The organism is Anaerozeibacter quisquiliarum (assembly GCF_051162045.1).
Classification (GTDB): Bacteria; Bacillota; Clostridia; order Christensenellales; family Aristaeellaceae; genus Anaerozeibacter; species Anaerozeibacter quisquiliarum.
The window spans coordinates 26,864-47,735 of sequence record NZ_JBISDI010000030.1 but is presented as its reverse complement, the minus strand read 5'-3'; the positions used below and the strand labels follow the sequence as shown (position 1 = coordinate 47,735).

Below are 20,872 nucleotides of genomic sequence, written 5' to 3'. Positions count from 1 at the left end.
CACGTGAACCTTGTTCCGCTCAAATTTCGCCTTCGCCATCGCTATTGTTGCCTCCTAAATCATTGTGCGTCGTATGGAGCGGGTGATGGGAATCGAACCCACGTGATCAGCTTGGGAAGCTGGAGCTCTGCCATTGAGCTACACCCGCGCGCCCGCCGCCAACATGCCAGACCTTATTGTAACGAATGCATGCGTGTTTGTCAACCGGTAAAACGCCGGCGGACGGGAGAAAAAAACGTAAATTTCATTTTCTTCATTTTTCCTCGAGGTACTTTTGCAGCTTGCGTTTGACGCGCTGCAGCGCGTTGTCGATCGACTTGACGTGCCGGCCCATCTCGCCCGAAATCTCCTGATAGCTCTTGCCCTCGAGGTAGCTGAGCAGCGCCTGCTTCTCGAGCTCCGACAGCATCTCGCCGATCCGGCCCTCGATCGCCGTGATGTCCTCGCGGTTAATCAACATCTCCTCGGGGTTGGAGGTCCAGCCCTCGGTAATCACGTCGAGCAGCGTGCGGTCGGAGTCCTCGTCGTAGATGGGTTTGTTGAGCGACACATAGGAGTTGAGCGGGATGTGCTTCTGGCGCGTCGCCGTCTTGATCGCGGTGATGATCTGGCGCGTGATGCACAATTCCGCGAACGCGCGGAACGACGCCAGCTTCTCTTCCCTGAAATCGCGGATCGCCTTGTACAGCCCGATCATGCCCTCCTGCACGATGTCCTCGTGGTCGGCGCCGATCAGGAAATAGCTGCGCGCCTTGGAGCGCACAAAGTTCTTGTATTTGTTGAGCAGATATTCGAGCGCGGCGCCATCCGAGCCCTGTGCCAGCTGGACGATCTGCTCGTCCTTCATGCCCTCGAATCGTTCGTACAAGTTCATTCCCCCCGGCGCATTTGTTCGAGCTTCTGACGCAGCGCGGGGCTGAGCCGTTCCATGACCGTGGCGCGCGCCTTTGCGTCGGGCTTGGCCGCGCCCTTACGGCCGGCGTCGCGCACCGACTCGAGCTCGTTGAGCAGTTCTCGCGCCGACACGCGCGTCGCGCCCCGGCCCAGCACCACCACCTGCTCCACCAAATCGCTGGTGGCCACCCGCACCTCGACGCGGTCGAGCGCGATGTCAGAGGCCAGCTCATCCACCAGCCGCTCGATGTAGCGGTCGGCGGTCTCGCCCTGCTGGGTGAACACCAGCGTGAAGTTGCCCATCTTCTCGACCGAGCGCGCCCTGCGGTTCGACAGCCACGCGTCATAGACCACGATCACCTTTTGGCCTAAGTAGCCCGCGTAGTCGCGCAACTGCTCGGTCAGCCGGTCGCGCGCGTCGTCGATCGATTGGCCGGGCGCGATCGGGCGCAGCGCGCCCAGCACATTGTACCCGTCTACGATCAGGAGGCGCGGCCTGGTGCGCGGCCTATGCGCCATGGCGCGCCTTGGCGATCTCGTAGAGCAGGATGCCCGCCGCCACCGAGGCGTTCAGCGACTCGATCTGGCCGTAGAGCGGAAGCTTGACCCTCTGGTCGCACTGGCGCAGACAAAGCTGTGATATGCCCTCGCCCTCCGAGCCGATCACCAGTGCGATGGGGCCGTTGAGGCCGACGTCCGCAACGGGCGCGCCGTCGGTTACCGCGCCCGTGATCCACAGCCCCTTTTCCTTCAATTCATTCAGGGTACGGGTGAGGTTGACCACGCGCGCCACCTTGATGTGGCTGAGCGCGCCGGCCGACGCCTTGACCGCCGCCGGGTTCAGCCCGGCCGAACGCCGCTCGGGGATGATTACGCCGTGCGCGCCCATGCACTCCGCCGAGCGGATAATCGCGCCCAGGTTGTGCGGGTCGGTCAGGCCGTCGAGCACCACCACGAACGCATCCTCGTCGCGCGCCTTGGCGAGTTCAAGGATCTCCTCGACCGAGGCGTACTCGGCGGCTGAGGCGTAGGCCAGCATGCCCTGGTGGTTCGGGTACACCTGGTCGAGCCGAACGCGGTCCACGTACTGAACGACCACGCGCTGCTCGCGCGCCATCGCCACGATCTCGCGCGCCGAGCCCGTCAGCTCGCCGCTCGCGACCAGCAGTTTTTCGATCGGGTGGCCCGCCTTGAGCGCCTCGCGGATCGGGTTGCGCCCGACCAGCAGGTTCTCCGGCATCTCCGGGTGCGCGGGCTCGAAGGAGCGCGGCGCGGCTTCCGGCGGCAGTGCGGCTTCCGGCTGGGCCGGGGCGTCATACACCTGCGTCGAGGGCGGCACGGCGTAGCGCGGCGGCTGCGCGCGGCGCGGGCCGGGCCCGTCGTAGCGGGGCCGGGGCCGCGCGTCGCGATCGAACGGGCGCCCGCCCTGGGGCCGCGCGTCGCGGTCAAACGGACGCCCGCCCTGGGGCCGCGCGCCGCGATCGAACGGGCGTCCGCCCTGGGGGCGTTCGTCGCGGTTGAACGGGCGTCCGCCCTGGGGCCGCGCGTCGCGATCGAACGGGCGTCCGCCCTGGGGCCGCGCGTCGCGATCGAACGGGCGTCCGCCCTGGGGCCGCGCGTCGCGATCGAACGGGCGTCCGCCCTGGGGCCGCGCGTCGCGGTCGAACGGACGTCCGCCCTGGGGCCGCGCGTCGCGGTCGAACGGGCGTCCGCCCTGGGGCCGTTCGTCGCGGTCAAACGGACGCCCGCCCTGGGGGCGTTCGTCGCGGTTGAACGGACGCCCGCCCTGGGGCCGCGCGTCGCGATCGAACGGACGTCCGCCCTGGGGCCGCGCGCCGCGGTTTTGCGCAAAGCCGCCCTTGAAATCCGTGCTGCGCCCGCCGCGCGGGCCGCCCTTGCCGGGCCGATGCTTGTCATACGCCATAGGGGTTCTCCTTTGCCGCGCCGTCCAGGGCGCGCTCGATGATTTGAGTAAGCCTGACAAACTGTCCGGTCACATACAGATACCCCAGCAGCGCTTCGAGCGCGGTGGCGCAATGGTACTCGGCCGCGTCGGCGTTCTTCGAAGGGGTTTGGCGCGCGTTGCGCGCACGGCGCGAAACCGTCCGCTCGTCGTCGGTGAGCATCGGCTCCACCCGGTCGAACGCCTCGGCCTGCGCGTGGGCGCAAACGATCGAGGTCGCCTCGCGATGCAGCGCCGCTACCCGTCCGCCCCGCGCGACCAGGCGGGCGCGCACGTACAGGTCGTAGAGTGCGTCGCCCAGATAGGCCAGTTCCAGCGAGCCGGGCAGCTGTCCGTGCCGCGCGTAGGGCGAGTGTTCAAACAATTCCTTCATCACAGGAGCGCAAGCAGGCGTCGGTACGCCTCGTCCCAAGGCGCGCGCTCGCCCTCGGGCAGGAAGGTCTTCGTGGGGAAGGAGCGCGCCACGCATGCGCGCAATTCCTTCATGTCGCGGATCGCGCCGAGGCCCATCGCCTGCACCAGCAGGTTTCCGATCACCGTGCCCTCCGACGGCCCCGCGATCACCGGCCTGGCGATGGCATTGGCGGTAAACTGGTTGAGCATCGCGTTCTTGCTGCCGCCGCCCACGATGTGCAGCACCTCGATCGGGTGCTTCAAGAGGTCCTGCTCCAGCCGCTCGATGCCCCAGCGGTACTTGAGCGCCAGGCTCTCGTAGATCACGCGGGCGGTTTGACCGCGCCCCTCGGGCACGCGCTGGCCGGTACGGCGGCAGTAATGCTTGATGCGCTCGGGCATGTCGCCGGGCGCGCCGAAACAGGGGTCGTCCACGTCGATCACCGCGAAGAACGGCTCGGCGCGTCCGGCCATCTGAACCAGCTCCGCAAAGTCCACGGCGTCGCTTCGGCGGTCCCACTCGCGCTTGCATTCGTTGATGATCCACAGCCCCATGATGTTCTTGAGCAGCCGGATCGTGCCGTCTACGCCGCCCTCGTTGGTGTAGTTGGCCTCCATGACGGAAGCATCCGAAAGCGGCTCCCGGATCTCCGCGCCCAGCAGCGACCAGGTGCCCGAGCTCAGGTAGGCGAAGCGCTCGCAGGAGGCGGGCACCGCGGCCACCGCCGAGGCGGTGTCGTGAGACGCCACCGCGATCACCGGCACGGGGCCGACTCCGGTCTCTTCCGCAATCGCGGGCAGCAGCCTGCCGCGCAGCGTGCCCGGTTGCTGCAGCCCGGTCAGCAGGTGCGCAGGCAGATCGAAGCGTTCGATCAGCCCGTGCGCCCAGTCGCGCGTATGGGGGTCGATCAGCTGGCTGGTCGAGGCGATCGTGTATTCGGTGCCCATTTCGCCGGTCAGGAAGTAGGCCAGCAGGTCGGGCATGAACAGCAGCTTCTCGGCGATCTTCAACTGCGGGTCGTTCTGCGCCTTCATCGCCATCAGCTGGAACAGCGTGTTGAAGAACATGAACGCAAGGCCGGTGCGCTCGAAGATCTCGGCCTTGGGCATGAGAGCAAACGCCTTGTCCATCATGCCGTCGGTGCGCGCGTCGCGGTAGTGCACCGGGATGCCGGCCAGCTGGCCGTTCCCCGCGATCAGGCCGTAGTCGACGCCCCAGGTGTCGATGCCTATGGCGTCGAGCGCGATGCCTTGTTTGGCGCACTTGTTGAGCGCCACCTTCATCTCGTAGAAGAAGCGCTGCACGTCCCACTGGAACCGGCCGTTGATCGTCACCGGATCGTTGGGGAACCGATGCACCTCGGTCAGCGTAAGCATCCCGTCCTCGTACGCACCCAGCATCGCCCGGCCGCTCGACGCGCCGAAATCAAAGCCCAACAGGTGTAATGTGCCCATGTGCGCGCCCTCCGAACCACTTCATTCATTGTCTATTAGTATAGCAGAAGCCGGGCCGATCATCAACGCATTTTCAAAGAAATTGCGGCATGTATGCGCTTTTGCAGGAGAGCGCTGCATACCCTGCATAGCGGCATACAGGTCGCATTTGTCCGCCTTCAGGCAAACAATCCACATTGTCCACAAGGTTATCCACAGAAACAAGCCTGATTTGGCGGGTTTGCCGCGGATTTTCCACACATCGGGGCAAAAGTGGCTGTGAATGGATGATACTTATCCACAGACATATACCTGTCTTGGGTGGATAAACGCAGACCTCGGTTGGTTTTTCGCACTCTTTCGCGCGGGAAATCCGGAAAAACCCCGACACACGGGGCTTGCACGCGGCCGGCGGTGAAAAAAGGTCGAAACCATGGAGGCATTTCGCGCAGTTCGCAGCGGTTGCGGATGTAGGCCGCGGCGCGTTGAACAGACCGGAAACAAAAAAAGACCCCGGTCGCCGACGCGGTTCGGCGGCCGGGGACGTGCATAAATGACGGGATATAGCGCGGCGATGACGGAGAAAAATCATTGTGGAGGCAATCGCCTACGCCCCTTGGGAGGTTGGGGGCCTACGCCCTCCGTGCTCGATCACAGGGGCCGGCTCTGCCGGTAGAAATGGACTGCGACAAAGGGCGCGCTTGTCCTCGCTCAATTCGCAATGGTCGCCCCACGCCGCTGGCGTGGCCGCTCGCGCGATGCCCTTCGGCATCGCGTGCCCATTGGCTGGCGCCCTCCCTTTCTCGCCCACTGGGCGCGGCCGGGTGCGCCGCGACTCGGAATCGGTTCACGCAGCCGGGTTGCTGAATTTCCCGCAGGAAACTCAGCGATCCGGCTGCGCAATCCCATTCCCTGGCATGCGGCCGCAGCCGAATGCCAGGGACGGCAAGGCGTTGAGCGAGAGCGGGGCCAGTTCGCCCGCCATCAGCCGGTAGAAAGCGGCCGAGCCGATCATCTCGGCATTGTCGGTGCACAGCCGCACGGGCGGCATGAACACGGTAAGGCCGGCCGCCTCGCCCGCGCGCTGAAGCTCGCGCCGAAGCAATCGGTTGCTGGCCACGCCGCCCGCCAGCGCCAGCGCGCGCGCGCCGCTGTCCGCCGCCGCGCGCACGCTCTTTGTGACCAGCGCGTCCACCACCGCGCGGCGGAACGAGGCCGCGAAGTCGGCGGCGTTTACCGGCTCCCCCTGCTGGCGCAGGTTGTGCAGCAGGTTGATGACATGGGTCTTGGGCCCGGAGAACGAGAAGTCGTAGGGGCCTTCGGTGCGCGCGCTCGGGAAGCGGTAGGCGCGATCGTCGCCCTGCTCGGCCAGCGCGTCGAGCAGCGGGCCGCCTGGGTAGGGCAGGCCCAGCACCCGCGCCACCTTGTCGAAGGCCTCGCCCGCGGCGTCGTCCGTCGTACGGCCGAGCAGCGCGCAGCTGCCGTAGCGGTCGACCCGCACGATGTGGCTGTGCCCGCCCGAGGCGATCAGGCAGACGAACGGCGGCTGTAGCTCCGGGTGCGCCAGGTAGTTGGCGCTCACGTGGCCCTCGATGTGGTTGACGCCGATCAGCGGCAGGCCGAGCGCCCAGGCGTAGGACTTGGCCCAGCTCACGCCGGTCAGCAGCGCGCCGACCAGGCCGGGCCCTGCGGTCACGGCGACCGCGTCCAACGCCGGGGCCGCCGCCCCGCCTGCGGGCCTCCCCTCCGCTGAGGGGAATGGGGAATGGGGAATGGGGGAGAGGCCGGCTTCGGCGAGGGCGCGCGCGGCGACCCGAGGCAGCGCCTCTGCGTGCATGCGCGAGGCGATCTCGGGCACAACGCCGCCGTACAGCGCATGGCGGTCGATTTGCGAGGCCACCACGGCCGACAGCACGTGCCGCCCGTCCTCGACCACCGCGGCGGCGGTCTCGTCGCAGGAGGTCTCGATGGCCAGGATCCGCGCATGCCCCCGCGCGATCAACGCGTCGGCCCGCTCGCGGGCCCGTTGCTCATACGTCATGGATTATCCTTTCTTGCCCGGCGCGTACCCCATATGCCGAGCGCGGTCAGCGCCGCCAGCGTCATGCCGCACAAGAGCGCGGCGCGCCCGGCCAGCGCCATGAAGAAGGGCTGGGGCAGCATGCGGATCATCAGCTGGCTGTTGTCCATCATCCACAGCGCGTTGGTGAACAGCAGCTCGTGGAACAGCGTAAACGCACGGCCGAACGAAAACACCGCGAACAGCGCGGCGAGGCCGAGCAGCGCCGCCCAGCACAGCGAAGCGGCCAGCAACGCCCAAGAAAGGGCCTTCCATTTGCGCGGGTCCCCCCACAGGGGCGATCCGCGGCCGCCCAGCCCCATCATGCCCGCCGCGCTGAGCAACAGCCCGCCGGCGAGCAGCCAGCACCGCAACGCGCGCCCGGCCTGAAAGAGACCCAGCACGTCCCGCATATGCGCAACTTCCCTGTCCTCGAACACGCGGCGCGCCTCGCCGTACACCTGATCGGTATAGGCGAGATCGACCGCCTCGCCCCGCAAGTAGCGCAGCAGCGTATCCGACGCGCGAGCGACGCCTTCGTCCGACAGGCCGGTCGCCTGAGCCGCACCTTGCGCGCGGTGCAGTTCCATATGATAGCGCCCGTCGAGCGCCGTCCACTCGAACACCGTCAGCAGCAGCGCCGATACGAACAAAAGCTGCCCCGCCGGGAGCAGCCATTTTGAAAGGTTGCGCAAGCGGAAACCTCCTCATTGACGCTGGGGCGGCCGATGCGGGCATCGGCCCCTACAGTTTCTGCAGGTACGAGGTCACGAATCCCTCGAGGTCGCCGTCCATCACCGCGTCGATGTCGCCCATCTCGTAGCCGGTGCGGTGATCCTTGACCATGGTGTAGGGCTGGAACACGTAGGAGCGGATTTGACTGCCCCACTCGATCTTCTTCATTTCGCCCTTGACGTCCGACATCTGCTCCAGGCGCTCGCGCTCGTGCAGCGCGCTGAGCTTCGCGCGCAGCATCCGAAGGCAGGTCTCGCGGTTCTGGATCTGGCTGCGCTCGTTCTGGCACTGCACCACGAGCCCGGTCGGCAGGTGGGTCATGCGCACGGCGGAGTCGGTCCGGTTGACGTGCTGGCCGCCCTTGCCCGACGAGCGGTAGGTATCGATGCGCAAATCTTCGGTCTTGATCTGCATCGCGCCCTCGTCGTCGATGATCGGGGCCACGTCGAGCGAGGCGAACGAGGTGTGCCGCCGCGCGGCGGAGTCAAACGGCGAGATGCGCACCAGCCGGTGCACGCCTCGCTCGGATTTCAAAAAGCCGTAGGCGTGGTCGCCCGACACCTCGAACTCGACCGATTTCACGCCGGCCTCGTCGCCGTCGAGGAAGTCGAGTTCCTTGACCGTAAAGCCCATGCGCTCGCAAAAGCGCACGTACATCCGGTAGAGCATGCCGGTCCAGTCCTGCGCCTCGGTACCGCCCGCGCCCGCGTGCAGCGCCAGGATGCAATCGCAGTCGTCGTGCTTGCCGCTGAGTAAGGTCATCAGCTTGAGCGAGTCGAGCTCGGTCTTGAGTGCCTTGAGCTCGGCCTCGATCTCGGGGATCTGCTCGCGGTCGTCGGCCTCCTCGGCCAGCTCGATCAGCACGTCCAGGTCGTCCGCGCGCGCGCCAAGCGCCGCGTACTGCGTCAGGCGCGCCTCGGCCGCGCTCGCGCGCTGGTTGACCTTCTGCGCGCGCTCGAGTTCGTCCCAGAAGCCGGGCGCGGCCATATCCTCCTGATACTCGATCAGCTGCTCCTTGAGCCGCTCGACGTCGAGCGATTGCCCCGCCTCCTCGATCATGTCGCGGATGGCGGCAAGGTCCTGGCGAAAGGCATCGGTTTCAATCATAGGGGTCTCCTTTCAGGTCACGCGAATCCGGCTGCGGCCGCATTCGCGTGAGAGGGGCTGCGGGAGCCCCGGATTGCTGAATTTCCTGCGGGAAATCCCGGGCGCAATCCGGCTGGCAGAAATGATTTCGGGTCGGGGCGCACCCGACTGCGCCCGGTGGGCGAGGAAGGGAGGGTGCCAGCCCAATGAGCACGCGATGTCGAAGGGCATCGCGCGAGCATCCACGCCGGATGGCGTGGGGCGACCATTGCGAATTGAGTGAGGGCAAGATCGCCCTTTGTCGGAATCCATTCGCACCGGCAGAGCCGGCACGAATGATGGGACGTGGAGGGCTTAGGCCTTGCAACCCCCCGGGGCTTTTGTGAGGGATTGCGCGGCTCGCCTTCGCGGGCTATTTCCGACCGCAGCACTCCTTGTACTTCTTCCCGCTGCCGCAAGGACAGGGCGCGTTGCGGCCCACCTTTTCGCCGGCCACGACCGGGCGCTTGACCACGGTATCGTCGCCGCCGCCGTGGGTGGCGGTGACCTGCGTGGCCACTTCCTTGCGCTCGGGCGGGCGCACGAGCACGGCCATGTTAAGCCTGCGCAGCGTGTCCTCCTGGATCAGGCGGATCATCTCGTCGAACATGTCGTAGCCTTCCATCTTGTATTCGACGACCGGGTCGCGCTGACCGTAGGCGCGCAGCCCGATGCCGTCGCGCAGCTGGTCCATGGCGTCGATGTGATCCATCCAGCGCCGGTCGACCGCGCCCAAGAGCGCCACGCGCTCGAACTCGCGCATGTCGATTCCGGCGCGCGCAATCATGTCCTCGCGCTCGCGGTAGAAGGACTCGCTTGATTCGAGCAGCAGCTGCTCGAGTCGCGCGGGGTCGCCGTTCGCAGCCTCGGCCGCGCGCTGGACCTCGCCCATCTTCAGGCAGATGTGCTCGAGGTACTCGGCCAACTCGCCGATGTTCCACTCGTGCACGTTGCTCGAGCCGTTGGTCAGCCGCTGCACGGACTCGGCGATCAGCGCCCGGCGCATTTCGGCGACGCGCGCGGCCATGTCCTCGCCCTCGAGTACCTCGCGCCGCTGCGCGTAGATCACGGTGCGCTGCTGATTCATAACGTCGTCGTACTGCAGCACGTGTTTGCGGATGTCGAAGTTGCGGCTCTCGACCCGCTTCTGCGCGTTCTCGATCTGCTTGCTGAGCAGCCCGTACTCAATCGCCTCGCCCTCTTCCATGCCCAGCTTCTCGATGAGGGGCTGGACGCGGTCGGAGCCGAACAGGCGCATCAGGTCGTCCTCGAGCGAGATGAAAAACTGGCTGGAGCCGGGGTCGCCCTGACGCCCGGCGCGACCGCGCAGCTGGTTGTCGATGCGGCGCGACTCGTGCCGCTCGGTGCCCAGGATGTGCAGCCCGCCGAGAGACACGACCTCTTCGTGTTCGCGATCGGTTTCGGCGGCGAATTTTTGAAGCAATTCCTTGAATACCGCGCGCGCGGCCTTGACCTCGTCCGGCACGTCCTCGGCGTGGCCGATCGCCTCCTCGATCAATGCCTCGGTGAAGCCGTTCAGGCGCATCTTGTTGCGCGCCATGAACTCGGCGTTGCCGCCGAGCAGGATGTCGGTGCCGCGGCCGGCCATGTTGGTGGCGATGGTGACGGCATTCTTCTTGCCGGCCTGCGCCACGATCTCGGCTTCCTTGTCGTGGAACTTGGCGTTGAGCACCACGTGGGGTACGCCCCGGAGCGACAAGAGCTTGCTGACCAGCTCGCTCTTCTCGACCGACACCGTGCCGACGAGGATCGGCTGGCCGGTCTGATGGCGGCGGGCGACTTCCTCGACGACCGCGTCGAACTTGCCCTTGACCGTGGTGAACACCGCGTCGTTAAGGTCCTCGCGGATCATCGGCTTGTTGGTGGGAATCGTGACCACGTCCAGCTTGTAGATGCCGCGGAACTCCTCTTCCTCGGTCTTGGCGGTACCGGTCATACCGCTGAGCTTTGTGTACATGCGGAAGTAGTTCTGGAAGGTGATCGTGGCCAGCGTCTTGCTCTCGCGCATCACCTTGACCTTTTCTTTGGCCTCGATCGCCTGGTGCAGCCCCTCGGAGTAGCGCCGGCCCAGCATCAGCCGTCCGGTGAACTCGTCGACGATGATGATCTCGCCGTCCTTGACCACGTAGTCCACGTCGCGCTTCATCATGGCGTGGGCCTTGAGCGCCTGCAGGATGTGGTGGTGGATCTCGGTGTGCTCGGCGTCGGCCAGGTTGTCAATCGCGAAAAACTGCTCGGCCTTGCGCGTGCCGTCCTCGGTCAGCGCCACGGTCTTCAGCTTCTCGTCGCGCAGGTAGTCGCCGGGCTGGATGATCTCGCCCTCCTTGTCGGCCTTGCCCTCGCGCAGCCGCGAGGCGAACTGGTCGGCGCGGGCGTACATCTCGGTGGACTTCTCGCCCTGGCCCGAGATAATCAGCGGCGTGCGCGCCTCGTCGATCAGGATCGAGTCGACCTCGTCCACGATCGCGAAGTTCAGCGGCCGCTGCACCAGCCGCTCCCTGTAGGTGACCATGTTGTCGCGCAGGTAGTCGAAGCCCAGCTCGTTGTTGGTGGCGTAGGTGATGTCGGCGTTGTAGGCGACTTGCCGCTCGGCCGGCTCCATGTCGTGCACGATCAGCCCGACCGTCAGCCCCAAAAATCTGTACACCTTGCCCATCCACTCCGAGTGGAAGCGCGCCAGGTAGTCGTTGACGGTCACGATGTGTACGCCCTTACCGGTCAGGGCGTTCAGGTAGGCCGGCAGCGCGGCGGTCAGCGTCTTGCCCTCGCCGGTGCGCATCTCGGCGATGCGGCCCTGATGCAGCACGATGCCGCCCAACAGCTGCACGCGGAACGGCCGCTGGCCGATCGAGCGCACCGCGCCCTCGCGCACCACGGCATACGCCTCGGGCAGCAGATCGTCGAGCGACTCGCCCTTCTGATGCCGCTCGCGCAGCAGCGCGGTCTGGCCGCGCAGCTCCGAGTCGCTCATCTTCTGATAGGCGGGCTCGAGCGCGTCGATCCTGTCGACCAACGGCCAAATCTTCTTGACCTCGCGATCGTTGCTGCCCGCCAAGAGTTTTTTCAAAAAGTCAAACATTGCGCCCTCCACGTTTAAACCCTTATCCGAAAAAATCAGTTCATTATAACACCATCGCCCCGCCCTTTGCAAGGGGCGGGGCGAAACGCCACAGGATTGTCAAAAGCGGTTACAAATCGAACAAGCTCACCTGGCTGGTCTCGGGCATGCCGGAAAGCGCGCCGGCTTGGGCCATCAGGTCGACCACCGAGCGCGGCACCTTGCGGCGCACCATGTCTTCGCGCGAGATGAACGGCCCGTCCGCGCGCGCGCCCGCCAGGGCCTCGGCGGCGGCGAGGCCGAGGCCGGGCAGCGAGGTCAGCGGGGGCAGGATGCGCCGCTCGGGCAGCACGAGGAAATCCTCCGGGTGCGAGTCGTACAGCGACACCGGCAAGACGACAATGCCGCGCTCCCCAAGCTCGACCAACGTCTCCAGCATGCTGATCGCGCCTTCCTTCTTGGCCTTTTCCTCTTTTTCCAGGCCGTTGAGGTCGCTCAGCCGCTCGCGGATCACGGGGAGCGACGTCACCATCGTCAGCGCGTCAAAGTCCCCGAGGTTGCGGCGCAGGTAGCAGGCGTAGTACTCGACGGGGTAGAACACCTTGAAGTAGGCGATGCGCAGCGCCATCATGACGTAGGCGACCGCGTGCGCCTTGGGGAACATGTATTTGATCTTCTTGCAGCAGCCGATAAACCAGTCGGGCGTGCCGGCCGCGCGCATGGCTTTTTCCATCTCGGGCTTGAGGCCCTTGCCCTTGCGCACCGCCTCCATGATGGCAAACGCCATCTTGTCCTCGACGCCCCAAACCATCAACTGGTTCATGATGTCGTCGCGGGTACACACGCACTGGCGCAGCGTGGCCGTGCCCGAGCGGATGATGTCCTGCGCGTTGCCCAGCCACACGTCGGTGCCGTGCGACAGCCCCGATATGCGGATCAGCTCCTCCATCGTCGAGGGGCGCGTGTCCATCAGCATCTGCCGCACGAAGCGCGTGCCGAACTCGGGCACGCCCAGCGTGCCGGTGGCCACGCCCAGCTGCTCGGCGGTCACGCCCAGCGCCTCGGGGCTCGTGAACAGGCTCAGGATCCGCTCGAACACCGCCGGATCGTCGAGCGGCACCTGCTGAGGCGCGATGCCGGTCAGATCCTGGAGCTTGCGCAGCATCGTCGGGTCGTCGTGGCCCAGCACGTCCAGCTTGACCAGCACGTCGTGCATCGAGCTGAAGTCGAAGTGGGTGGTGATGATCGAGCTCTCCTGGTCGTCGGCCGGGCGCTGGATCGGCGTGAACTGGTAGATGCTGTAATCCATGGGCAGCACCACCATGCCGGCCGGGTGCTGGCCGGTGGTGCGTTTGACGCCGGTGAGCCCCTTGGCCAGCCGCTCCTTCTCGGCGCCCGTGGCCGTCTTGCCGCGCTCCTCGAGGTACTTGAGTACGTAGCCGTAGGCGGTCTTCTCGGCGATCGTGCCGATCGTGCCCGCGCGGAACACATTGTCCGCGCCGAACAGCTCCTTGACGTAGGCGTGCGCGCGGGCCTGGTACTCGCCCGAGAAGTTCAGGTCGATGTCGGGCACCTTGTCGCCCTTGAAGCCCAAAAACACCTCGAACGGGATGTTGAAGCCGTCGCGGTTCATATTCGCGCCGCAGCCGGGGCAATTTTTCGCGGGCAGGTCGAGCCCGCAGGCGTAACCTTCGGGCACGTCGAACTCGCTGTGCCGGCAGACGGGGCAGACGTAATGGGGCGGCAGCGCGTTGACCTCGGTGATGCCAGTCGTCCACGCCACGAACGACGAGCCCACCGAGCCGCGCGAGCCCACGATGTAGCCGTCCGAAAGCGACTTGGCCACCAGCTTAACCGCGATGTCGTACAGCGTCGAGAAGCCGTAGCCGATGATCGATTTCAGCTCCTTGTCGATGCGCGCGCGCACGATGTCGGGCACCGGATCGCCGTAGACGGCGCGCGCCTTTTCCTCGGTCAGCCGGCGGATGTCGTCCTCGGCATAGTCCCAATAGGGCTGGAAGGTTTCCTTCCCTTCGGGGTGGGGCAGGAACACCGTCAATTCCCCCACGCGCTCGGCGATGGCGTTCGGCGCTTCGATCACCACCCGGCGCGCGGTCTCGTCGCCGAGGTACGCAAACTCCTCGAGCATCTCGCCCGTGGTGCGCAGGTACAGGGGCGGCTGGAAGTCGGCGTCTTCAAAGCCCTTGGCGTTCATCAGGATCGCGCGGAACACATGGTCGCGCGGTTCGAGAAAGTGCACGTCGCCGGTCGCGCAGACCGGAATGTTCAGCTCCTCGCCCAATTGCACGATCCGCTTGTTGATGGCGCGCAGGCCGGCGGCATTCTCCACCGCGCCCTCGCGCAGCAAGAACTCGTTGTTGCCGATCGGCTGGATCTCGAGGTAGTCGTAGAACGAGGCGATTTTCTTCAAATCCGCGGCGCTGCGCCCCTGAAGCACCGCGCGAAACAGCTCGCCCGACTCGCAGGCCGAGCCCACGATCAGACCCTCGCGGTGGCGCTCGATCAGCGCGCGCGGGATGCGCGGGTTGCGGTGGAAGTTTTTCAGATGCGCCTCGCTAACCAGCCGGTACAGGTTGGCCATGCCCTCCTGCGTCGCGGCCAGCAGGATGACGTGGTGGCTCGATCCCACGCCGCCGTCGAACGCGCTGTTCAGGTCGTTCAGGCGCGTGAGACCGTCGACGCGCTTAAGCATAATCATCAGCGCCTCGGCGGTCGCGCGCGCGTCGTGTACCGCGCGGTGGGCGTTCTTGAGCGACACGCCGAGCGTCTTGCACACCGCGCCCAGCTTGTGGCTCTTCTGCCCCTTGAGCAGGTTGCGCGACAGCGCCAGCGTGTCGAGCACCGGGTGACCGACGTCGAGGCCGTGCTCGGCGAAGGCCTTCGACACGAACGCCCAGTCGAAGTCGGCATTGTGCGCGCACACCACCGCGCCCTCGCAGAACTGATGGAAATCGCGGATGACGTCGGACAAAGGCGGCATGCCCTGAACCATCGCGTCGGTGATGCCGGTGATCTCGACCACGCGCGCGGGGATGGCGCGGCCGGGGTTAATCAGCTGGCTGAACTCGGCCACCTCGCGCCCGTCCTCGTAGCGCACCGCGCCGAACTCGATGATGGTGTCGGTGCGGGGGCTCAGGCCGGTGGTCTCCACGTCCAGCACCACGAAGGAAGCGGCCGCGACCGGGCGCTGGTCGGCCTGCTTGACGATCACCGCGCGGTCGTCGATCAGGTAGCCCTCGCAGCCCGGGATTAGTTTAATGCCCTTTTTTCTGGCCGCGCCGAACGCCTCGGGGAAGGCCTGCACCACGCCGTGGTCGGTGATCGCGATCGCCTTGTGGCCCCAGGCCGCCGCGCGCGCGATCAGGTCGGTCGGCGAGACGCAGGCGTCCATGGCGCTCATCTGGGTGTGCGCGTGCAGCTCCACGCGCTTGCTCGGCGCATGATCCGTCCGCGCGGGCGGCGCGCCGGCCTTCACGAGGTCGACGACGCGCAGCGTCATCTCGCGCTGAAATTCATCGTAGGCGTAATCGCCGCGCGCCTTGACCCACGCGCCCAACTTGACGACCCCGGTCAGCTGCTCGAACTGCTTTTGCGCCTCGGCGGGATTCTCCTGGCCGCGTTTGCCGCCGAGGAACAGCTTGCAGGCAACCGTACCCGTATAGTCGGTCAGCGCGAAGGTGACGAGCTTGGTCGCGCCGTTCTTGAGGTCGCGGCTGTCGAACGAGACCACCTCGCCCTTGAGGATCACGCGGCCGCTGTGCTCGGTGAGTTCGCTGATCGCAAGCCCGTCGCCCTCGATCGGCTTGCCGAAGGGCTGCCGGGCCGCCGGCTTTTCCTTGGCGGCGGCCTGCGCGGCCAGCAATTCCTGGTCGGCGGCCATGCGCGCTTCTTCTTCGGCGCGCCTCTCCCGGATGGCGGCCATGCGCCGCTCCATGTCGCCCGTCACCTCGAACACCACGCGCACCTGGACGCCGAACAGCGCCTTCATCAGCCCGGCGAGGCGCTCGTCCGCGCCCTGCTTGACGAGGTACGACTCGCCCAGTTCATCGGCCACCGGCACACGCAGCCGTCCATCCGTCAGCCGCCAGAGGGCATCGCCCGAGCGCAAATAGGGCAGCGCGCCCGGCAGCTCGCGCGCGAGCAACCCGGTCACAAACCCGGAAACCGACGCGACGTTGGCGAGCACCGCCTCCTTGAGCGCCGGATAGGCGATGCGCAGCTTGACGGTCAGGCCGGGGAGACCTGCGCGCAGCGCGTCCAGGATGCCCGCGTACTCCTGGTCGGTCAGCAGCCGCGCAGCGTTCAGGCACACGGTGAGCCGGTCGCCGCCGCGCGAGGCCAGCGCCTTGTCGAGCGTCAGGCTCCCGACCAGCGCCGGGGCCAAGGGCCTGAGCAGTTCGGTCCACATCTAGTCAGTCAACCTCCGTACTTCCTCCATCAGCGCCTCGTACAAATCGCCCTCCACCTTGTGCGGCGGTTGGCCTTTCACAAATAACACGCCGCCGTCCGACCCGCCCGCTATGCCGCAGTCGGCCTCGCGCGCCTCGCCCGGCCCGTTGACCACGCAGCCCATCACGGCCACCTTGAGCGGTTTGTCGATGTGGGAGGTGGATAGCTGGACGCGCCGCGCGATGCCCTCGACGTCGATCTCGGTGCGGCCGCAGGTGGGGCAGCTGATTACCTCGACGAAGTCGCGCCTGAGCCCCACCGCGCGCAGGATGGCGATGCCGGCTTGGACCTCGGGCACCGGGTCGCCGGTCAGCGACACGCGCAGCGTGTCGCCGATGCCGTCCAGCAGCAACGCGCCCAGCGCCGCCGCCGACTTGACGATGCCGAGCTCGCCGGTTCCGGCCTCGGTCACCCCGATGTGCAGCGGGTAGTCGCAGGCCTTGGAGGCCAACCGATAGGCGTCGACGGTCGCGCGCGCGCTCGACGCCTTCACCGACAGCACGATGTCGTTAAATCCATATTTTTCGAGCAGCCGCGCGTGGTTTAGCGCGCTCTCGACCAGCGCCGCCGGGGTGGGCGCGCCATGCTTGCGCAGCAGCTCCTTTTCGAGCGAGCCGGCGTTGACGCCGATGCGCACCGGTATGCGATGCACCCTGAGGCAGTCGGCCAGTTCCCGCACATGCGCCTCGCCTCCGATGTTGCCGGGGTTGATCCGCAGCTTGGCGATGCCGGCCTCGGCCGCGCGAATCGCCAGGCGGTGGTTGAAGTGGATGTCGGCGACGAGCGGCACCGGGCTGAGGCCGACCAGCTTGGGCAGCGCGGCGGCGGCTTTATCGGTGTTGACCGTCACGCGCACCAGCTGGCAGCCGGCCTGATGGAGCCTTATAATCTGCGCGAGCGTGGCCTCGGCGTCGGCGGTATCGGTGTTGGTCATCGACTGCACCGTAACATCTGCGCCGCCGCCGATTGTGACGCCTCCCGCTGTAACTTGTTTTGTCATCTTATCTCCCCGTAAATAACCGCGCCACGTCGCGGAAGGTCACCACCGCAAACAGCGCCATGAACAGCATCAAGCCGACCGCGTGTACCCAGGCCTCGTGCTCGGGCTTGACCGGCTTGCGGCGGATGGCCTCGACCAGCAGGAACGCCAGTCGCCCGCCGTCGAGCGCCGGCAGCGGCAACAGGTTCATGATCCCGAAGTTGACCGAGATCACCAAGATCAGATTGAGCAGCATCGACGCGCCGCCCTGCTTGACCTCCTCGGTCATGATCGAGACCAGCCCGACCGGCCCCGCGGTCTGATCCAGCCCCTCGCCGGTGGTCAGCATGGCGCGGAACGCGCGGACGATCGCCAGCGACGCCTGCTTGACCGAGATGAAGCTCTGGCGCAGCGCCTCGGGCAGGCTGGGGTAATACACCTCGGCGCCCAGCATGATCCCGATCCGCCAGCCGTCCGGGGTCTGGGTCGGGCGCACCGCCAGTTCGACCTTCTCGCCCGCCCGATCGACGGTCAGCGCGATCGGCTCGTTCGGATCGGCGGCCGCGATGCGGTCCAGCAATCGGCGCGTGCCCTCGCCGCTGTAGGCGATCACCTCGCCCGCAACCTCGACGATCACGTCGCCGGGCCGCATGCCGGCCGCCGCCGCGTTCATCTGCGGGTCGACGTCCGCCACCTTCGGGGCCGAGAATAGGAAGCCGAACGCCAGCCAGAACACGAGCGCCGCGCCGAAGGCCAGCACGAAGTTCATGAAGGGGCCTGCGAAGATCGTCGCCATGCGCCTGCCCACCGACACCTGATTGAAGGTGCGCGGACGCGAGCGGGCCGTCCCTTCGCCCGGCAGCGGGTGGCTCGTGTTGCCGAGCGCAAGCTTGCCCGGTGCGGCCGTCATCGCGAGCAGCCGCCCGCCCCGCTCCACGGTGAAGTAAAGCGGCGAGCCGTCGGCCCTGTCCAGCAGCCGGTTCACCGCCATCGCGCCCGACGGGCTGTGCTCGATGGGCCGACGCCCGACCTTGACGATCAGGTCGCCGGGCATAAGCGCGCCGGGGTTTTCGGCGTGAACCACGCGCGGCAGCGCGCAGTCGTCGACGCGCTCAAGCAGCGCCCCAATTTGCGCCTCGCCCGCGATCAGCCGGGGCTTGACGGTCAGCTCGATCGGCGCGCCGTCCCGCTCGATCATGAGCTTGAGCGGCGCTTCGCCCGCCTCGCGGATGCACTCATTCAGCAGCTCCGCGCCCGCGGCGTCGAAGGGTATCTCGGTTTCCTGGGCGCGCCGCACGATGTCGCCCGGCCGCATGCCGGCCTCGCGCGCCGGGGCGTCGGTCAGCGCGGCCACGCGGGGCACCGGATACCAGTGCTCGGCTTCGTCCTCGCCCGCGAATTTGCAAAACCCGCCCAGCGGGATCAGCAGCCGGACCGAGTAGATTGTGCAGCCGCGCCGCCAGCTGACCAGCCGCGGCCCGAAGCCGATCGAGAACTCCACCACGCCGATGCCGCTCGCCCGCCCCGCCAGATAATGGCCGAGCTCATGGATGAAGATCATCAGGCCGATGACGACGAGCGCCAATAGGAGATAGGGGATGGTTGTCATGCGATTTCCTTTCTGCGTCGGGGTGCAAGGGGAATGGGCGGGCCCCTACATGCGGGCGATGACGGCTTGCGCGCGTTCGCGCGCGGCGCGGTCGGCTTCGTGTACGTCCTCCACCGTTTTTATCGTCGCGGCGGGCGTCTCATCGAGCACCGCGCGCACGGTGCGCGCGATGCCGCCGAACGGGATGCGCCCTGCGAGGAAGGCGTACACTGCCGCCTCGTTCGCGCCGTTCAGCGCGATCGGATAGACGCCGCCGGCCTTGAGCGCCTCTGTCGCGTAACCCAGGCAGGGAAAACGCGCGTGGTCGGGCGCTTCAAACGTCAGCCGACCGAGCTTTGCGAAATCCAGTTTCTCCCCGCCGAACGGCACGCGCTCGGGGTAGCCCATCGCGTAGCCGATCGCCACGCGCATGTCGGGCGCGCCCAACTGCGCCAGCACCGCGGAATCCGAAAACTCCACCATCGAGTGTATGATCGACTCCGGGTGGATCACCACTTCGATTTTGTCGGGCGATATGCCGAACAGGTGGTGCGCCTCGATCACCTCAAGGCCCTTGTTCATCATGCTGGCGCAATCGACCGTGATCTTCGCGCCCATCGACCAGGTGGGATGTTTGAGCACCTGTCGGGCGTCGGCGCGCTCGATCGCCTCCGCGGGTAACAAACGCAGCGCGCCGCCCGACGCGGTCAGGATCAGCCGGGATATCTCATTGCCGAGCGCGGCCTCGAGGCACTGGAAGACCGCGCTGTGCTCGCTGTCCACCGGCAGCAGCTTGACGCCGCGCGCGCGCGCGGCCTCGGTGACCAGCGCCCCGCCGGTCACCAACGCTTCTTTGTTTGCCAGCAGCACCCGCTTCGAGGTGTCAAGCGCGGTCATCACCGCGGAAAGCCCCGCGATGCCCACCACCGCGGCCAGCACGTCGTCGGGGCGCAGGGCGCGAAGCGCGCGGCAGGCGGCGTCCTCGCCGAAGAACCACTCGATGTGTTTGAGATCGTCGGGGATGGCCTCCGGCTCGGTCACCAGCGCGCAGGCGTCGGGCCCCAGCCTGCGCGCCAGCGCGAACAATTGTTCCGCATTTGAATGCGCGGCCAGGACCTGCGCGCGGAAGCGCGCCCCGTGCCGTTCAACGAGGTCGGCGGCCTGCGTCCCGATCGAGCCGGTCGCGCCCAAGATGGCTATGCTACGCAATAAGATATGTCCTTTCATGAACGGAGGCCGCAGGGGCGACCCGTGGTCGCCCGCCCCCGTTGGCTGCCTCACAACAACTTCAGCACCAGCGCGCAGTAGATGTGAACCATCGCCCCGGTGAACACCACGCTGTCGATGCGGTCGAGCATGCCGCCGTGGCCGGGGAAGAGGTTGCCGTAGTCCTTGATGCCGCAGTGGCGCTTGACCATCGAGGCGGTCAGGTCGCCCAGCGGCGCGGCCAGCCCGCCCAGCAGCCCGATCAGCGCGAAGTGCCAAAAAGGCGGCAGTGCCGCCTGGAAGGGCGCGGCGGCGGGCACAATGCGGGTCGCCCATTCGGCGACCGGCGGCACGGCGAGGGCAATCGCGACCGAAGCGGCGACCCCGGCCAATGCGCCCTCGACCGTCTTCTTGGGGCTGAGCGCCGGGCACAGCTTGGTGCGGCCGTAGCGACGGCCCACCTCGTAGGCCGCGATGTCGTTGACCAGCGCCACCAAGAAGCTCAGGCCGATCATCACCGTGCCTAGCAGCCGCGGCTCGATGTCCATCAGCGGGAACAGCAGCGCGAGCGGCAGGCCGGGATAGAACAGCGGGAACAGCGTGGCCGCCGCGGATTCGAAGTCCGCCTCGCCACGCAGCACGATGGCGGTCAGAGCGGCGACGCACATCAGCACCGTCAGCGGCGCGAGCGCGCCCGTGCCGTAGAACAGGTAGGCCGGCATGGCCAGCGCCGCGTAGACGAGGCCCGCAAAGCGCGCGGGTTTTGCGCCGCGCGCCGCGAACGCGCTTTGCATCTCGTGAACCGACAGCACCATCATCAGCATGAGGCCGACGCGCAGCGGCCAGCCTTGAACGTACCACAGCGCAAGCAGCGCCGCAGCCAGCAGGATGCCGGTCGTGCGCCGCTTGAGAACCTCGGTCAATCGCTTGTCGGTATCAGCCATGGG

Annotated in this window: 14 protein-coding genes and 1 tRNA gene; all 15 read right to left on the bottom strand. The window is 66.9% G+C overall.

Annotation, left to right across the window (positions count from 1 at the left end):
* Window positions 1–74: 74 nt before the first annotated feature.
* The 15 genes from ACH6CV_RS13250 to ACH6CV_RS13180 all read right to left on the bottom strand — a co-directional run bounded on the left by ACH6CV_RS13250 (window position 75) and on the right by ACH6CV_RS13180 (window position 20,869).
* A tRNA-Gly gene (locus ACH6CV_RS13250) sits at window positions 75–148 on the bottom strand.
* A 105-nt stretch (window positions 149–253) separates the two neighbouring features.
* Window positions 254–874, bottom strand: coding sequence for an RNA polymerase sporulation sigma factor SigH (sigH, locus tag ACH6CV_RS13245; RefSeq protein ID WP_456358680.1), 621 nt, complete (start codon window positions 872–874; stop codon window positions 254–256).
* On the bottom strand, window positions 871–1,413 hold the full coding sequence (locus ACH6CV_RS13240) for an NYN domain-containing protein (protein WP_456358679.1): 543 nt from the start codon (window positions 1,411–1,413) through the stop codon (window positions 871–873). Before ACH6CV_RS13240 ends, sigH begins: the two co-directional genes overlap by 4 nt.
* Entirely contained in the window at window positions 1,403–2,818 is a 1,416-nt protein-coding gene (gene rlmB / locus ACH6CV_RS13235; protein ID WP_456358678.1) for a 23S rRNA (guanosine(2251)-2'-O)-methyltransferase RlmB, read from the bottom strand. Before rlmB ends, ACH6CV_RS13240 begins: the two co-directional genes overlap by 11 nt.
* Window positions 2,808–3,230 (bottom strand): Mini-ribonuclease 3, encoded by a 423-nt coding sequence (locus ACH6CV_RS13230; protein ID WP_456358677.1) that lies wholly within the window; start codon window positions 3,228–3,230, stop codon window positions 2,808–2,810. Before ACH6CV_RS13230 ends, rlmB begins: the two co-directional genes overlap by 11 nt.
* A complete protein-coding gene (locus ACH6CV_RS13225) occupies window positions 3,230–4,705 on the bottom strand; it encodes a rhamnulokinase (protein ID WP_456358676.1) in 1,476 nt (491 codons plus the stop codon). Before ACH6CV_RS13225 ends, ACH6CV_RS13230 begins: the two co-directional genes overlap by 1 nt.
* An 862-nt stretch (window positions 4,706–5,567) precedes the next feature.
* Complete coding sequence (gene tsaD / locus ACH6CV_RS13220) at window positions 5,568–6,725, bottom strand: tRNA (adenosine(37)-N6)-threonylcarbamoyltransferase complex transferase subunit TsaD (protein ID WP_456358675.1); 1,158 nt, start codon at window positions 6,723–6,725, stop codon at window positions 5,568–5,570.
* Window positions 6,722–7,438 (bottom strand): lipoprotein intramolecular transacylase Lit, encoded by a 717-nt coding sequence (locus ACH6CV_RS13215; RefSeq protein ID WP_456358674.1) that lies wholly within the window; start codon window positions 7,436–7,438, stop codon window positions 6,722–6,724. The genes tsaD and ACH6CV_RS13215 overlap by 4 nt, the downstream gene beginning before the upstream one ends.
* Window positions 7,439–7,487: 49 nt before the next feature.
* Window positions 7,488–8,585, bottom strand: a complete 1,098-nt coding sequence (prfB, locus tag ACH6CV_RS13210; RefSeq protein ID WP_456358673.1) for a peptide chain release factor 2 — start codon at window positions 8,583–8,585, stop codon at window positions 7,488–7,490.
* 391 nt (window positions 8,586–8,976) lie between these two features.
* Window positions 8,977–11,703, bottom strand: a complete 2,727-nt coding sequence (gene secA, locus ACH6CV_RS13205; RefSeq protein WP_456358672.1) for a preprotein translocase subunit SecA — start codon at window positions 11,701–11,703, stop codon at window positions 8,977–8,979.
* 109 nt (window positions 11,704–11,812) lie between these two features.
* A complete protein-coding gene (locus ACH6CV_RS13200; protein WP_456358671.1) occupies window positions 11,813–16,111 on the bottom strand; it encodes a PolC-type DNA polymerase III in 4,299 nt (1,432 codons plus the stop codon).
* Window positions 16,112–17,152, bottom strand: a complete 1,041-nt coding sequence (ispG, locus tag ACH6CV_RS13195) for a flavodoxin-dependent (E)-4-hydroxy-3-methylbut-2-enyl-diphosphate synthase (protein WP_456358670.1) — start codon at window positions 17,150–17,152, stop codon at window positions 16,112–16,114. It abuts the gene before it with no gap.
* Window position 17,153: 1 nt separating this feature from the next.
* On the bottom strand, window positions 17,154–18,740 hold the full coding sequence (locus ACH6CV_RS13190; RefSeq protein WP_456358669.1) for a site-2 protease family protein: 1,587 nt from the start codon (window positions 18,738–18,740) through the stop codon (window positions 17,154–17,156).
* Window positions 18,741–18,785: 45 nt separating this feature from the next.
* Window positions 18,786–19,928, bottom strand: a complete 1,143-nt coding sequence (dxr, locus tag ACH6CV_RS13185) for a 1-deoxy-D-xylulose-5-phosphate reductoisomerase (RefSeq protein WP_456358668.1) — start codon at window positions 19,926–19,928, stop codon at window positions 18,786–18,788.
* 68 nt (window positions 19,929–19,996) lie between these two features.
* On the bottom strand, window positions 19,997–20,869 hold the full coding sequence (locus ACH6CV_RS13180) for a phosphatidate cytidylyltransferase (protein ID WP_456358667.1): 873 nt from the start codon (window positions 20,867–20,869) through the stop codon (window positions 19,997–19,999).
* Window positions 20,870–20,872 lie beyond the last annotated feature (3 nt).

Excerpts from the sequence above, each read along its gene's own strand:
- ACH6CV_RS13180 (WP_456358667.1), bottom strand. The coding sequence starts at position 20,869 with ATGGCTGATACCGACAAGCGATTGACCGAGGTTCTCAAGCGGCGCACG.
- prfB (WP_456358673.1), bottom strand. The coding sequence starts at position 8,585 with ATGATTGAAACCGATGCCTTTCGCCAGGACCTTGCCGCCATCCGCGAC.
- ACH6CV_RS13230 (WP_456358677.1), bottom strand. The coding sequence starts at position 3,230 with ATGAAGGAATTGTTTGAACACTCGCCCTACGCGCGGCACGGACAGCTG.
- ispG (WP_456358670.1), bottom strand. The coding sequence starts at position 17,152 with ATGACAAAACAAGTTACAGCGGGAGGCGTCACAATCGGCGGCGGCGCA.
- tsaD (WP_456358675.1), bottom strand. The coding sequence starts at position 6,725 with ATGACGTATGAGCAACGGGCCCGCGAGCGGGCCGACGCGTTGATCGCG.
- ACH6CV_RS13190 (WP_456358669.1), bottom strand. The coding sequence starts at position 18,740 with ATGACAACCATCCCCTATCTCCTATTGGCGCTCGTCGTCATCGGCCTG.
- ACH6CV_RS13240 (WP_456358679.1), bottom strand. The coding sequence starts at position 1,413 with ATGGCGCATAGGCCGCGCACCAGGCCGCGCCTCCTGATCGTAGACGGG.
- ACH6CV_RS13200 (WP_456358671.1), bottom strand. The coding sequence starts at position 16,111 with ATGTGGACCGAACTGCTCAGGCCCTTGGCCCCGGCGCTGGTCGGGAGC.
- rlmB (WP_456358678.1), bottom strand. The coding sequence starts at position 2,818 with ATGGCGTATGACAAGCATCGGCCCGGCAAGGGCGGCCCGCGCGGCGGG.
- secA (WP_456358672.1), bottom strand. The coding sequence starts at position 11,703 with ATGTTTGACTTTTTGAAAAAACTCTTGGCGGGCAGCAACGATCGCGAG.
- sigH (WP_456358680.1), bottom strand. The coding sequence starts at position 874 with ATGAACTTGTACGAACGATTCGAGGGCATGAAGGACGAGCAGATCGTC.
- ACH6CV_RS13225 (WP_456358676.1), bottom strand. The coding sequence starts at position 4,705 with ATGGGCACATTACACCTGTTGGGCTTTGATTTCGGCGCGTCGAGCGGC.